Source organism: Streptomyces sp. NPDC052721, assembly GCF_040678315.1.
GTDB lineage: Bacteria > Actinomycetota > Actinomycetes > Streptomycetales > Streptomycetaceae > Streptomyces.
The window spans coordinates 15,055-28,676 of record NZ_JBFATL010000034.1 but is presented as its reverse complement, the minus strand read 5'-3'; the positions used below and the strand labels follow the sequence as shown (position 1 = coordinate 28,676).

14 protein-coding genes and 1 pseudogene are annotated in these 13,622 nt (G+C 73.0%); 4 read left to right on the top strand and 11 right to left on the bottom strand.

Annotated elements, in window-relative coordinates:
- Positions 1-44: 44 nt before the first annotated feature.
- Entirely contained in the window at positions 45-1,430 is a 1,386-nt protein-coding gene (locus AB0L21_RS28010; RefSeq protein WP_365787155.1) for an 8-oxoguanine deaminase, read from the top strand.
- A gap of 286 nt (positions 1,431-1,716) precedes the next feature.
- Complete coding sequence (locus AB0L21_RS28005; RefSeq protein WP_365707132.1) at positions 1,717-3,084, top strand: nucleobase:cation symporter-2 family protein; 1,368 nt, start codon at positions 1,717-1,719, stop codon at positions 3,082-3,084.
- 16 nt (positions 3,085-3,100) lie between these two features.
- Here the strand turns inward: AB0L21_RS28005 and AB0L21_RS28000 are convergent, their stop codons facing one another.
- Positions 3,101-3,721: a 3'-5' exoribonuclease gene (locus AB0L21_RS28000; RefSeq protein ID WP_365787153.1), complete on the bottom strand. Its 621-nt coding sequence runs from the start codon at positions 3,719-3,721 to the stop codon at positions 3,101-3,103.
- A 109-nt stretch (positions 3,722-3,830) separates the two neighbouring features.
- Positions 3,831-4,061, bottom strand: coding sequence for a hypothetical protein (locus AB0L21_RS27995; RefSeq protein WP_365787223.1), 231 nt, complete (start codon positions 4,059-4,061; stop codon positions 3,831-3,833).
- Between AB0L21_RS27995 and AB0L21_RS27990 the strand changes: the two are divergent.
- A pseudogene (locus tag AB0L21_RS27990) lies at positions 4,021-4,191 on the top strand (transcriptional regulator); the annotation flags it as partial. The gene AB0L21_RS27995 and the pseudogene AB0L21_RS27990 overlap by 41 nt on opposite strands.
- Before the next feature lie 13 nt (positions 4,192-4,204).
- Here AB0L21_RS27990 and AB0L21_RS27985 read toward each other — a convergent pair.
- From AB0L21_RS27985 to AB0L21_RS27960, 6 genes are all read right to left on the bottom strand, one after another.
- Positions 4,205-4,627 carry an acyl-CoA thioesterase gene (locus AB0L21_RS27985; protein WP_365707135.1) on the bottom strand — a complete coding sequence of 141 codons (423 nt, stop codon included), beginning with the start codon at positions 4,625-4,627 and terminating at the stop codon, positions 4,205-4,207.
- A gap of 52 nt (positions 4,628-4,679) precedes the next feature.
- Positions 4,680-5,300 (bottom strand): hypothetical protein, encoded by a 621-nt coding sequence (locus AB0L21_RS27980; protein ID WP_365787151.1) that lies wholly within the window; start codon positions 5,298-5,300, stop codon positions 4,680-4,682.
- Between the two features lie 126 nt (positions 5,301-5,426).
- Positions 5,427-6,029, bottom strand: coding sequence for a histidine phosphatase family protein (locus AB0L21_RS27975; RefSeq protein WP_365707138.1), 603 nt, complete (start codon positions 6,027-6,029; stop codon positions 5,427-5,429).
- Between the two features lie 112 nt (positions 6,030-6,141).
- Positions 6,142-6,675, bottom strand: coding sequence for a DUF4232 domain-containing protein (locus AB0L21_RS27970; RefSeq protein WP_365787150.1), 534 nt, complete (start codon positions 6,673-6,675; stop codon positions 6,142-6,144).
- Positions 6,676-6,719: 44 nt separating this feature from the next.
- Complete coding sequence (locus AB0L21_RS27965) at positions 6,720-8,546, bottom strand: trypsin-like serine protease (RefSeq protein ID WP_365787149.1); 1,827 nt, start codon at positions 8,544-8,546, stop codon at positions 6,720-6,722.
- Positions 8,547-8,713: 167 nt separating this feature from the next.
- Positions 8,714-9,922 (bottom strand): pyridoxal phosphate-dependent aminotransferase, encoded by a 1,209-nt coding sequence (locus tag AB0L21_RS27960; RefSeq protein ID WP_365787147.1) that lies wholly within the window; start codon positions 9,920-9,922, stop codon positions 8,714-8,716.
- 81 nt (positions 9,923-10,003) lie between these two features.
- On the opposite strand from AB0L21_RS27960, the gene AB0L21_RS27955 reads away from it, so the two are divergent.
- Positions 10,004-10,630, top strand: a complete 627-nt coding sequence (locus tag AB0L21_RS27955) for a winged helix-turn-helix transcriptional regulator (protein WP_365707146.1) — start codon at positions 10,004-10,006, stop codon at positions 10,628-10,630.
- Positions 10,631-10,690: 60 nt separating this feature from the next.
- On the opposite strand, the gene AB0L21_RS27950 is transcribed toward AB0L21_RS27955, so the two are convergent.
- From AB0L21_RS27950 to AB0L21_RS27940, 3 genes are all read right to left on the bottom strand, one after another.
- Positions 10,691-11,491, bottom strand: a complete 801-nt coding sequence (locus AB0L21_RS27950; protein WP_365787145.1) for a hypothetical protein — start codon at positions 11,489-11,491, stop codon at positions 10,691-10,693.
- Positions 11,491-12,753 carry a VWA domain-containing protein gene (locus tag AB0L21_RS27945; protein WP_365787143.1) on the bottom strand — a complete coding sequence of 421 codons (1,263 nt, stop codon included), beginning with the start codon at positions 12,751-12,753 and terminating at the stop codon, positions 11,491-11,493. Before AB0L21_RS27945 ends, AB0L21_RS27950 begins: the two co-directional genes overlap by 1 nt.
- An 80-nt stretch (positions 12,754-12,833) precedes the next feature.
- The gene (locus tag AB0L21_RS27940) at positions 12,834-13,577 is read right to left on the bottom strand and encodes an NUDIX hydrolase (RefSeq protein WP_365707152.1); all 744 of its coding nucleotides are present in this window, start codon (positions 13,575-13,577) and stop codon (positions 12,834-12,836) included.
- Positions 13,578-13,622: the final 45 nt, after the last annotated feature.

Here is a 13,622-nt window from a genome sequence, read left to right as displayed (position 1 = left end):
ACACCCCCCGTTCACGGGCCGCCACTGAAAGACAAGGAAGCACGATGGCACCATCGGCAGCCGAGCGCGTCGTCATCGAGAACTGCGCCATCGCCACCGTGGACGCGGGCGACACCGAGCACGCCTCCGGGTACCTCGTCCTCGCCGGCAACCGGATCGAGTCGGTCGGCGCGGGCAAGGCCCCCGAGGACCTTCAGAACGTGGTGCGCCGGATCGACGCGACCGGCCATCTGGCCACGCCCGGTCTGGTCAACACCCACCACCACTTCTACCAGTGGATCACCCGCGGCCTGGCCACCGACCACAACCTGTTCAACTGGCTGGTCGCGCTCTATCCCACCTGGGCGCGGATCGACGAGCAGATGACGTACGCCGCCGCGCGGGGATCCCTCGCCATGATGGCCCGGGGCGGTGTCACCACCGCCATGGACCACCACTACGTCTACCCGCACGGCTCCGGCGACCTGTCCGGCTCGATCATCCGGGCCGCCGCCGAGACGGGCGTCCGCTTCACGCTGGCCCGCGGCTCGATGGACCGCGGCGAGAAGGACGGCGGACTGCCCCCGGACTTCGCCGTCGAGACGCTGGAGGGCGCCCTCGCCGCCACCGAGGAGACCGTCAAGAAGCACCACGACGCCTCCTTCGACGCGATGACCCAGGTGGCCGTGGCCCCCTGCTCGCCGTTCTCCGTCTCCACCGAACTCATGCGCGAGGGCGCCGAGCTGGCCCGCCGTCTCGGCGTACGGCTGCACACCCACGGCTCGGAGACGGTGGAGGAGGAGAAGTTCTGCCACGAGCTGTTCGGCATGGGCCCCACCGACTACTTCGAGTCCACGGGCTGGCTCGGCGAGGACGTGTGGATGGCGCACTGCGTCCACATGACCGACTCCGACATCGCCGCGTTCGCCCGCACCAGGACCGGCGTCGCCCACTGCCCGTCCTCCAACGCCCGCCTCGCGGCCGGCATCGCCCGCGTCCCCGACATGCTCAGGGCGGGCGTCCCGGTCGGCCTCGGTGTCGACGGCACCGCCTCCAACGAGTCCGGCGAACTCCACACCGAGCTGCGCAACGCCCTCCTGATCAACCGCCTCGGCGCCCACCGCGAGGCCGCCCTCAACGCCCGCCAGGCGCTGCGGCTCGGCACCCACGGCGGCGCGCAGGTCCTCGGCCGGGCGGAGCAGATCGGCTCGCTGGAGCCGGGCAAGCTCGCCGACCTGGTGCTGTGGAAGATGGACACCCTCGCCCACGCCTCCATCGCCGACCCGGTGACCGCGCTCGTCTTCGGCGCCGCGGCCCCGGTCACCGCGTCGTTCGTGAACGGCCGGCAGATCGTGGAGAACGGCCGCCTGCTCACCGTCGACGAGGACGCCATCGCCGTCTCCACCCGCGCGGAGGCCCAGCGCCTGGCCCGCATCACCGCGCAGGCCTGATCCGGCTCAGGCCCGTACAGACTCCGGCCGGGAGGGACGGCTCCCGGCCGGGACCCGTGGATCCGAGCGGGATCCACGGCACGCCGTCCCCGGGGCGGGTGCACGCCACGCGCCCCGGGGACGGTCACCCCCGCACCGCTCGCCCCCGCTCACCGCGCCACCTCCCGTCAGGTCCCTCCCCCAGCTCTCGGCTTCGCCCGAAACAGGGAGGTGCCCCATGCCCACCCGCACCACCTCCATGAAACCCACGTCGACGACGACGTGTTACCCACCCGGAGGACCCGCCGTGGCCGCCCATCCCGTAGACGAGAAACTCCCCGCCCTGAAAATGGCGACCAGCGGCCTGCAGCACGTGGCCGCCATGTACGCCGGGGTCGTCGCCCCACCGCTCATCGTCGGCGCGGCCATTGGCCTGAGCGCGACCGACCTGACCTTCCTCACCGGTGCCTGCCTGTTCACCGCGGGCCTCGCCACCTTCCTCCAGACGCTCGGCTTCTGGAAGATCGGCGCCCGGCTGCCCTTCGTCAACGGCGTCACCTTCGCCGGTGTCGCCCCCATGACCGCGATCGTCGCCTCCACCGAGGACAAGTCCGACGCCCTGCCGGTCATCTTCGGCGCGGTCATCGTCGCCGGCCTCCTCGGCTTCCTCGCCGCGCCCGTCTTCTGCAAGGCGGTCCGCTTCTTCCCGCCGGTCGTCACCGGCTCCGTCATCACCCTGATCGGCGTGTCCCTGCTGCCGGTCGCCTTCGGCTGGGCCCAGGGCCCCGACCCCCGGGCGGACGACTACGGTTCCACGACCTACCTCACCCTCGCCGGCATCACCCTGCTCATCGTCCTGCTGCTGCGCCGCTTCACCCGCGGCTTCGTCAAGCAGATCGCCGTCCTGCTCGGCCTGGTCGTGGGCACGCTCGTCGCGATACCGTTCGGCGTCACGGACTTCAGCCCCGTCGCCCACGCCGACGTGGTCGGCTTCCCCACCCCGTTCCACTTCGGCGCCCCGCAGTTCCAGCTCGCCGCGATCCTCTCGCTGTGCGTGGTGATGGTGGTCTCGATGACCGAGTCGACCGCCGACATGCTGGCGCTCGGCGAGATCGTGGAGCGGCCCGCGGACGAGAAGACCATCGCGGCCGGCCTGCGCGCCGACACCCTGGGCTCCGCGATCAGCCCGCTGTTCAACGGCTTCATGTGCAGCGCCTTCGCCCAGAACATCGGCCTGGTGGCGATGACGAGGATCCGCAGCCGCTATGTCGTCGCGACCGGCGGCGGCTTCCTGGTCCTGATGGGCCTGTGCCCGATGGCCGCCTCGCTCATCGCGGTCGTACCCCGGCCGGTCCTCGGCGGCGCCGGCGTCGTCCTGTTCGGCTCCGTCGCCGCGAGCGGCATCCAGACCCTGGTCCGGGCCGGCCTGGACCGGGACAACAACGTCCTGATCGTGGCCGTGTCCCTCGCGGTCGGCATCATCCCGATCACCGCGCCGGAGTTCTACCACGCGTTCCCCGAGACCGCGAAGATCGTCCTGGACTCGGGCATCTCCACGGGCTGCGTCACGGCCGTGGTGCTCAACCTCCTCTTCAACCACCTCGGCAAGGGCCGCGAGGCCCATGACGTCACCCATCCCATGGAGGCGGGGCAGGAGATCGCCGCCGCGCACTGAGGCCGACGGCCAGGAGTCACGAGGCCGGGGGAGCGGGCGGCGACGCCGTGGCCCCCGGCCACTTCATGAGGTTGGCCAGCAACTCCGCCTGCTCGATCGCGTCGTCCAGCGCGTGGTGCGTGTGCCGGCGCCGGGACAGCAGCTCGCGCGGCATGGTCCCCTTCGCCACCGCCCGCAGCGGCAGCCGGGCCTTCGTCGCGTACAGCGTCTTCATGTCCAGGCACCCCGAGTGCCCGAAGGGGCTGCTCCCGGTGAAGCGCATCAGGTACCAGTACAGGAACGTCCAGTCGTACGACGCCGGGTAGCCGCACATCACCGGCTGCGCGCCCGCGCTCACCTCACGCACCCACGCGGTGAACTCCGCGAGCGCCACGGCAGGTTCGGCACCCTCGGCGGTCAGCCGGGCCCGGTCCAGACCGCTCACCGCCAGCGCCTCCGGCACGAACTCCTCGCTGATCGGTTGCAGTTCACGGTAGAAGGTCCGCTCCTCGGGGTCGACGGCCGTGAAACCGGCGCCGTCCTGCACCCCGGCGACCGCCGCGCCGAGGCTCAGCATGGAGTACGGCCCGGGGATCGGTCCGTCGGCCTCGATGTCGACGGAGATGTACAGACTGGGCTTGACACGGCGTGCGGGCATGAACCGGAGCATCCCATCCTCCGCGCGCGCCCCGCATCTCCGCGCGTGACCCGCGCCCTGCCGCCCCAGCGGAGGTCAGGCGCGACCGGCCCCGTGTCCTCGCCCGGCGTCAGGCGCGGCGCTCGCGCAGGACCAGTGCCGCCAGGGCCAGGGCCGTCGCCGCGATGCCCGTCGCCACGGTGAACGCCAGCCGGTCGCCCTCGGCGGTCGCGGGCACCGGGGACGTGCCGTCGGCGAGCAGGTCCCCGGTGCGGCTCGCGGCCGGCGTCGACAGGACCGCCAGGCCCAGCGAACCGCCCGTCCATCCGACTGTGCCGCCGAAGGTGGAGTACGAACGCACCCCCGTCGCACACGAGTCGAACGACACCCTGCAACGGCTGACCGACGGGGCCGAGCGCAACCGGGTGTACGTCGCCGAGGCGCGGGCGGCCCACGACGCCGAGCACCAGCCGGAGTCGCTCGACGCGTAGGCCCCCGGCGGGCCTACAGGCCGAACAGGCCGGGGTCCGTCGCCAGTTCCTTGAACACCTCCCGGGGGTCGGCCAGCAGCTTGCGCTCGGCGAGGTTCAGCAGGCCGCCCACCGCGACGACCTCGGCCGCCAGGGTGCCGTCGGTCTTCACGATCTCCTGGCGGATCCGGAAGGTCTTTCCCTCCCCCCACTCGAACGCGCAGGTCACGTCGACCTCGTCGCCGGCGAGCAGCTCACGGCGGTAGCGGATGGTCGTCTCCAGCGCCACCGGACCGACGCCCTGGCCCACCAGCCGGGCCTGGCTGATCCCGGCCGCCTGGAGCAGCGACCAGCGCGCGTGCTCGGCGTAGTTGAGGTACACCGCCTGGTTGAGATGCCCCTGCACATCGGTCTCGTAGCCGCGGACGGTCACACGGACGGAAAACGGTTCGGCCACTGCTTGCCCTTCTCCTGTTCGATTCTTGGGTCGACCGATCCTGACACGCCGGTCACACCCGGCGCGGCGAGGCCAGCAGATAGCGCGCTCTCGTCCGGGGCTCGGTGTACTCGCCCGTCTGCCAGCCGGCCCGCTCCAGTGTGACCGCGCAAGCCGCCAGCGTCTGCGCGTCCGGCGCGTACACCGCCACCGCCTCCGGCTGCGGGGTCGCCCGGACCCGGTAACCGTCCGTGTCCCCGCCCGCCGGCCGGTGCCCGGCCGCCTCCAGCGCGAGCGCCGCCGCCCGCACCAGATGCGTCCGCTCCCACCCGCACGGGCGGTCCGCCGAGCCGTCGGGATTCGTCATCCGGCGCAGCTCCAGCAGCCCCTGCCAGGCGCTGTGCACCTCGCGCTGCCGCGCCGGACCGGACGCGGGCGGCTCCTCCTCGCCGCCGACGCGGGCCGTGAACACACCGGTGTCCGGCGCCGGCTCCGCCGCTGGCTCGGGCACCGCATCCCGTATCCGGTGGCCCGCCGGGGTGAGGAAGTGGTCGTGCGGCGGCCGGGGATGCCGGAAGGCGAGGCCCCGCTTCACCAGCGCCGCGAGCTGGGCCTCGGTACCGCGCAGCCGGCCGGTGACCGGATCGGCGTCCTCGATCACGCGCCGCTGCGCGGGTGTGGGCGGTCGGGTCACGGGGGGCTCCTCCCGGTGCTGTTGTCATGAGGGCCGCCGGACGGGTGGCTCATCGGCACAGTACGACCCGGGTCTGACAACGCCCCCCGCTCCTCAGCCGGGCCCGGGGCCTGTCCGCCCGGCTCCTCACCCCACCCGGGGCCGGATGTTCCACCCGGCGACGACCGGCCGGCCGTGCTCCGTGCCGAGTCGGCACAGCGCCCCCGTCGCGAGCTGGAAGAGGGCCCCGTGCCGGGGTGGCAGGCCCAGGCGGCGGGCGGTGAGGACGCGGAGGAAGTGGCCGTGGGCGATCAGCACGACGACCCCCTCCGTGTTGGCGAGCGCCGCGTCGGCCTTGGCCAGCATCCGGTCGGCGCGCTCCCCGACCTGCTCCGGGGTCTCGCCCGGGTGGTCCGGCGGCCCGGGGGCGACGCCGTCCGTGAACAGGAACCAGCCGGGCCGGTTCCGCTGGATGTCCACGGTGGTCACACCCTCGTAGCCGCCGTAGTCCCACTCACAGAGGTCGGCGTCGATCCGCGCGTCCGGGATCCCGATGAGCTGGGCGGTCTCCCGGGCCCGCTGCAACGGGCTGACGAAGGCCGCCCCGATCCGGTGCGAGCGGATCAGCGGGACCAGCCGGCGCGCCTCCTCCCGCCCGTGCTCGGTGAGGGGTACGTCGGTCCGGCCCGTGTGCCGCCCGGACCGCGACCACTCGGTCTCACCGTGCCGCACGAGAAAGAGGTCACCCATGACGGCACGGTGGCACAGGGCGCCCGCCGCCCGCAGGACGGACTGCGCCAGACGGCCGGTCCCCGGGGCGACGGCTTGTGCGTGGCGGCTCGTGGTCCGAAGGTCTGTCGCCTCAAGGACCCGGCCGGGTGCGGCGGGGCACCGCCATGGCGAGGGTCTCCCCACAGGCGTCGATCGTGGCGGCCTTCCCGTGCGCGTCCGTGACGGGGACGACGGTGCCACGGGTGTCGTGCGGTGCCCGGACCGAGGCCTCGCCCTGCCGTACGCACCAGGTGCCCGCGTTCTCCGCGCCACGGCGCGTGTAGCGGAGGTCCACGGTCACGGACGCCTTGCCGGGCAGGGCGAGGGAGGCCGGGCGGCCCTGTCCGGTGCCCTCGATGCTCTCCGCCTTGCCGTTGTGGATCTCCAGGACCGGGTAGCCCGAGAACACGCAGGTGCCCGGCCCCTTGTTGACAGCGGTGAGCCGCGCGTCGGGCCCGCCGTCGCCCTTCGTTGTGCCGCCCCCGTCGAGCAGGGACAGCGTCCACGTCAGTGCGGCGGTCCGGCAGGGCGGTGCGGTGGCGTCCGGTGCGGCCGTCGTGCCGGTGCCGCAGGCCGTCAGCGCCAGGCCGGCCGTGAGCACGGCGAGGCAGGTGGTCGCTCGCATGGGTTTCCCCCTCGGAAGTACCCGGGACGTACGCGGTGGCGCGGTCAGGTGCCGGGATGGACCAGCGTGTGTTCGGTGCCGACCGCCTTCGTGCCGGTGTCGGCGTACAGCGTCGTCTCCCCGTCGGACCAGCGCACGATCAGGTCGTTGCCGGAGCCGCCGTGGCGGAAGCCGCCGACCGTCAGCACCTGTGCGTGCCGCCACAGGCTGTTCGGGCCGCGCACCCGCGTCCTGGTGCCGAGCCCCGCCGCCGAGGTGCCGGCGTACGTGTCGAGCGCGCCGTCCGCCCAGCGCACCAGCAGGTCCCCGCCGGCCGTACCGTCGAAGTCGCCGCCGGCCAGCAGCGCGGCCTTGGTCCAGGTGCCGTTCGCCGCGACGAGCCGCGTGCCGGTGCCGAGGCCATCGGCCCCGGCCTGCGGGTACAGCGTGAGCGCGCCGTCGGCCCAGCGGACCAGCAGCCCCGTGCCGCCGTCCGCCCGGAACGCTCCGGAGGTGAACTGGACGGCGTTCTTCCACGCCGAGCCGGGCGGCGCCATCCGGATCTCCCGGCCCAGGCCGGAGGGGCCGGGCTGTGGGTAGAGGGTGACCTCGCCGTCGGACCAGCGCACCAGCAGGCCGGACCGGTCGCCGGCGGTGAAGGTGCCGCCGGTGAGGGTACGGGCGTGGGTCCAGGTGGAGTTGGCCTGCCGCAGCCGCTTCTCGGCGGTGAATCCGCCCTTGCCGTCGCCCGGGTGCAGGGTGACTCCGCCGTCGGACCAGACCACGAGCAGGTCCCCGTGCCGGTCGCCGGTGTAGTCCCCGGACGCCATGAGCGCGGCCTTGCGCCAGCGTGCGGCTCCGCCCGGCAGCGTGCCCTTGACGCCCCGGTACGGCGGCAGGTCGGCGGGCGGGGCCTGGCCGGCGACGGCGTCGGCGAGGAGGTTCGCGGCGTCGGCGCCGAACGCGGTGGCGTAGCTGATGTAGTCGACGTTTGCGTCGTTGCCGCCGCCGTTGTAGCCGCCGAGGTTGCCGATGACGTGCCCGGTGCGGGCGTCGTCCTTGTAGTCGGTGATCCACGGGCTGCCGGAGACACCGCCGTAGTAGCCGCCGCAGGTCATCGACAGCTGCCGGTAGCCGCGCAGCTGCTTGGTCGGGACCGTGCACTTCACGGCGCGTCCGGCGCTGTTGTGCCGGTGGGAGGGGTAGCCGACGACGGTGACGCCGCGGTGGGTGTAGCCGGCGGGCCGGGTGAAGGTCAGGCCGCCGCCCACGGCGTCCTGGAGGGACGTGCCCCGCTGGTTGGCCGAGACCCGGGCGAACGCGGTGTCCAGGTCCGATGCGGCCTTCTTGGTGGTGGTCGACCCGCGGTCGGGCACGTACCGGGGGTCGATGAAGATCCGCTGGATGTGGAAGATGCCGTACGGCTGCCGGTCGGGGGCCGCGCCCTTCACGAACTTCGGGACGAAGATGTAGTCGTCCTTCATGTTCAGCGCGCAGTGGGCCGCGGTGAGGACGATGTTCCGCGCCTTGGTGTCGATCACGCTGCCGGTGCAGTGCCAGGTGGTGCCGCGCGGTCCGTCGGCGCCGAAGAACGTCCCCACCAGGCGGGTTCCCCCGAACAGGGTGCCCTTCGGCCGGGCCGCCGCCGCGGTCGACGCTCCCGGCGCCGCCGGCACGTGCCGCGCCGCGTCCAGCGGCCGGGCGTCGGCCATGCGCCGCGCGGTCCAGAACCGCGCGGCCTGCCGTGCCTCCTGCCCCGCGGCGGGCGCGGGCGGCCGGGGCTCTTCCGCGGCCCGGGCGCCCGGCGCCGCGAGCCCGAATATCACCGCGCACAGCACGGCGGCGGCCGTACGGCGCTTTCCGTGCGTACGGCCTTGTCCGTACGAGAACACTGCTGCTCCCCCTGGTCTGACGGGTCCGACTGGTCTGCCGAACCGGACCGGGGGGTGCGGCGCTGGTCAGGCCCGCACCGGCGGCCGATGGGCGGTCCGCCCCGCGTCGATCCCCCGGTCGTCAACGGGGGTGATCTTCGCACGAATGCGCGATACGGGCCAGGCGACTACTGCCGGTACCCGCTGAGGAACCTGCCGATCCGGCCGATCGCCGCCTCCAGGTCGTCCGCGTGCGGCAGGGTCAGGATGCGGAAGTGGTCGGGGGAGGGCCAGTTGAAGCCGGTGCCCTGGACCACCTGGATCTTCTCGCGCAGCAGCAGGTCCAGGACGAACTTCTCGTCGTCGTGGATCGGGTGCACCTTGGGGTCGATGCGCGGGAACGCGTACAGCGCGCCCTTGGGTTTGACGCAGGACACGCCCGGGATCTCGTTGAGCTTCTCCCAGGCCACGTTCCGCTGCTCGTACAACCGCCCGCCGGGCACGGTGAGTTCGCCGATGGACTGGCGTCCGCCGAGTGCTGCCTGGATGGCGTACTGGGCGGGCGCGTTGGCGCACAGCCGCATGGAGGCCAGCATGGTCAGGCCCTCCAGGTAGTCCTTGGCGTGCTGCTTCGGCCCGGTGACCACCAGCCAGCCGGAGCGGAAGCCCGCCACCCGGTAGGTCTTGGACAGGCCGCAGAAGGTGAGGACGACGAGGTCGGGGGCGAGCGCCGCGGCCGAGTGGTGGACGGCGTCGTCGTAGAGGATCTGGTCGTAGATCTCGTCGGCGAACACCATCAGGCCGTGCCGGCGGGCCAGGTCGAGGATGCCCTCGACGACCTCCTTCGGGTAGACCGCGCCGGTCGGGTTGTTCGGGTTGATGATGACCACGCCCTTGGTGCGGTCGGTGATCTTCGCCGCCATGTCGGCCAGGTCCGGGTTCCAGTCGGCCTGTTCGTCGCACAGGTAGTGCACGGCCTTGCCGCCGGCCAGCGTGGTGACGGCCGTCCAGAGGGGGAAGTCCGGCGCGGGGACGAGGACTTCGTCGCCGTCCTCGACCAGCGCCTGCACGGCCATGGAGACCAGCTCCGAGACGCCGTTGCCCAGGTAGACGTCGTCCACGTCCACTTCGAGGCCCAGGTTCTGGTAGCGCTGGGCGACCGCGCGGCGGGCGGAGAGGATGCCGCGGGAGTCCGTGTAGCCGTGTGCCCGCGGCAGCATCCGGATCATGTCCTGGAGGATCTCCTCCGGCGCCTCGAAGCCGAAGGCCGCGGGATTGCCGGTGTTCAGGCGCAGCACGCTGTGCCCCGCCTCCTCCAGCGCGTTGGCGTGCTCGATCACCGGGCCGCGGATCTCGTAGCACACCTCGCTGAGCTTGTTGGACTGCCGGAACTCCATGCGCCCCTCCGGAAACTCGTGATGCTTGGTTTTACCAAGTGGGAGCTTGGAAAGTCCAACAACGCGTCTAGACTGCGTCGCATGTCACCTCGCCGAAGCTACGACCAGTACTGCTCCGCAGCCCGCGCCCTCGACCTCGTCGGCGACCGCTGGACCCTGCTGATCGTCCGCGAACTGCTCGCCGGCCCGCGCCGCTACACGGACCTGCACGCGGACCTGCCCGGCGTCAGCACGGACGTACTCGCCTCGCGGCTGAAGGACATGGAACGGGACGGGCTCACCACCAGACGGCGGCTGCCCCCGCCCGGTGCGGCGTACGTGTACGAACTCACCGAGCGCGGGCGGAGGTTGCTGCCCGTACTGCAGGCGCTGGGCGCGTGGGGCGAGGAGGAGCTGGGGGAGCGCAGGCCCACCGACGCGGTCCGCGCGCACTGGTTCGCACTGCCGCTGCTGCGGGCGCTGGACGGGGAGGGTGTCGTGGAAGTCCGCCTGGAGGAGGGGGACTTCCACCTCCACGTCGGCGCGGAGGAGGGGCCGGTGTACGGCGACGGGCCCGCGCCCGGCGAGGCGGACGCGCGGCTGGTGATGGACGCGGCGACCTGCGAGGCCATCGCCCGGGGGGAGACGGGGCTGCCGGACGCGGTACGGGACGGCCGGGTGACGGTCACCGGGGACGGCACGCTCGCCAAGGCACTTCGGGAGGCGTGAACACCCGGTGAGCACAAAAAAGAAGGCCCGCCGTCAGGCGGGCCTTCGCACTGCACCGGCTCACACGTTCGGCGGCACCTGGGACGGCCGCCCCGACCCCCGCGTCAGCACGTACCCCCCGATCCCGGCGAGCGCGGCCAGCACCGCTCCGATCCCGGTCCACACCCACCGGTCGGACCACCACCCGGACGACCAGCCGTCGTCCGACCCGAAGCTGGACAGCACGGCACCCTTCGAACCGTCCTCGTCCTGCTCCGACGTGACGGCGATCCCGGGGACGAGCGGCTTGCCCAGCGAGCCGTCCACGGCCGCCGCGCCGCCGATGTCCTTGGAGTCGGCGTGCACCTCGGCGCTCACCGGCTTACCGAGGTCGGCGGCGCCCAGGTCCACCACCGTCAGCCGGATGTAGTACGTGCCCGGCAGCGGGTCGTTGGCCCACGGCTCCGCCCATCCGCGCACCGTGCGCAGCACACAGGCCAGTTCCACCGAGGCGGCACCCTGCGCGGCGGTGCGGGTCTGGGCGCCGTACTGGCAGGACTGGCGGCGCCGCAGACCGTCGTACACGTCGAGCTGCCAGGTCTCCGCGCCGTGCGCGTCGGGGAGTTTCACCGTCGCCTTCACGGTGGGGCGCTGCCCGGTGTCCGCCGGGAACGACCAGTACAGATAGTCGCCGGTGGAGCCGGAGGCGGTGGCCTGCTGCCCCTGGTCGATCTCGGTCGCCGTACGGAAGGAGGTGCCCGCCCGGGTGGGCGCGCCGCCGTCCGTGGAGGCGCTCGGGGAGGGCGAGGAGTCGGCGGCGGCCGGTCCCGCGGCCAGCCCCAGCGCCAGCAGGGCGGCGCCCCACACACGTGTGATCCGCATCAGTTCGTCCTCCAGACCGCGACCCGCCAGCGCGACAGCCAGCCCCACAGCAGACCGGCGAGGAAGCCGATCAGCACCAGCGCGCCGAGCAGCCACCAGCCACGGCCCAGACCGAACGCGGCCACGTCGTGGTGACCGGACGGCCCGTCGACGACGTCGACGGTCAGCTCCAGCGGCAGACCGGGGGTCGTCTTGACGCCGGACGCGGCCGAGAAGGAGCTGGTGACCTGGAGGCACACCGTCTCCGTGGGCGCCGCGTCGTCGTCGCTGTCCGGCTTCGGGTAGCGCAGACCGGTGGAGACGACGTCCGTACGGCCGGTGCCGGCGGCCTCGCCGCGGACGATCTCCCGGCCGTGCACGGTCACCGCCCGCAGCAGCACACCGTGGTTCGGCTGGACGGCCCGGTCGTCCGCCACGCTCACCGAGGCGCGCAGCTCCTGGCCGGGCTCGACGTCCACCTTGTACCAGCGCTGCTGCCCGAACTCCGCCCGGTCCGTGTACAGGCCGGACTTGAGCGTCGGCGCCTTCTCGCACCGGTCCGCCCCCTCGGTGGCCACCGGTGTGACCACCGGGTCGGCCGCACGGTCCACCAACTCGCCGACGCGGTCGCTCAGTTCCTCCGTGTGACGCACGTCGGTGTAGGTGCCGCCGGTGGCGTCCGCGATGCAGCTGAGCTGGTCACGGGTCTTGGCGTCCGGCACCAGGCCGAGGGTGTCGATGGTCAGCCCGATGCCCTTGGCGGCTATCTCCCGGGCCACCTCGCACGGGTCGAGCGGCTGGCAGGTGTCCTCGCCGTCGCTGATCAGGACGATACGGCGGGTGCCGTCGCCGCCGTTCAGGTCGTCCGCCGCCTTCAGCAGCGCGGGTCCGATCGGGGTCCAGCCGGTCGGCGCCAGCGTGGCCACGGCCGTCTTCGCGTCGGTCCGGTTCAGCGGGCCGACCGGGTAGAGCTGCTCGGTGTCCTTGCAGCCCTCCTTGCGGTCGTTGCCGCGGTAGTTGGCGCCGAGCGTACGGATGCCGAGCTGGACCTCCTCGGGGGTCGCGTCCAGCACCTCGTTGAACGCCTGCTTCGCCGCGGCCATCCGGGTGCCGCCGTCGATGTCACGGGTGCGCATGGAACCGCTGACGTCCAGCACCAGTTCGACCTTCGGAGCGGCCTGGTCCGTCTCATCGGCGACCGCGCCGGCGGGAAACGCGATCCCGGCCGTCAGGGCGGCGAGCAGAGCACAGACGCCCGCCGCCAGCCGTTGTCTTCTGATCATCGCCGGATCCTATTGATCAGACAGGCCGTCCTCCAAAACGGCCGCCGCCCGCCGTCCCGGGGCGGCCAGGCCGCCGCACCTCAGGCCCCGTCGCCCGGCGCCGGAGTCCCGAACACGCCCGCCAGACGAGCCCGGTACAGCGCGGCGACGGTGAAGCCGTCGGTGATCCGCCCGTCGGCCACCATTTCCTCCGCCTCGGCCGGCGTCACCGTGATCGCCCGGTGGATCGCCTCTCCCCTCTCGACCGCGCCGATGCCGTCCACACACGCCGCGTAGAGGAGGACCTTGTGCGCGAGCAGCCCGGTGTCGGGGTGCAGCTCGCCCAGGGAGATCACCGCTGTCGGCGTGGCCTCGATCTCCTCCCGCAGTTCCCGGGTGACGTTCTGGGCGGGCGTGGCGCCCGGTTCCCCGAAGCCGCGCACCACCTCCCAGTGCCGGCTCCGGGTGGCGTGCCGGTGGTGCTCGACCAGCACCACTCTCTTCGCGGGGCCGAGCAGCGGCAGGACCACCACGCCGGGAGAGGAGTCCGGGGGCGGCAGGATCCGGTCGTACAGGCCGAGGCGGCCGTCGGGGAAGCGCACCGGGTCGCGCAGGTACCACAGGTAGCGGCCGGCCGACACCACACCCGCCGGGACCGGCCGCAGCACGGCCCGCAGCCGTGCCCACAGGTCCCCGAACAGCCCGCCGGGGCCGCGTCGTTCGGCCCTGGTCACCTGGCGGCGGGCGTCGCGGATCACCGCCGGGTCCGTGAGGATCCGGATCCCCTCGGGGTCGTCGCGGAACCACTCCGGGACGTCCCGGCGCAGCGCCTCGTAACGGTTCATCGGGGCCTCGGCAGGCTGGGCAAAGGGGTACTCCGGCTCATCGGT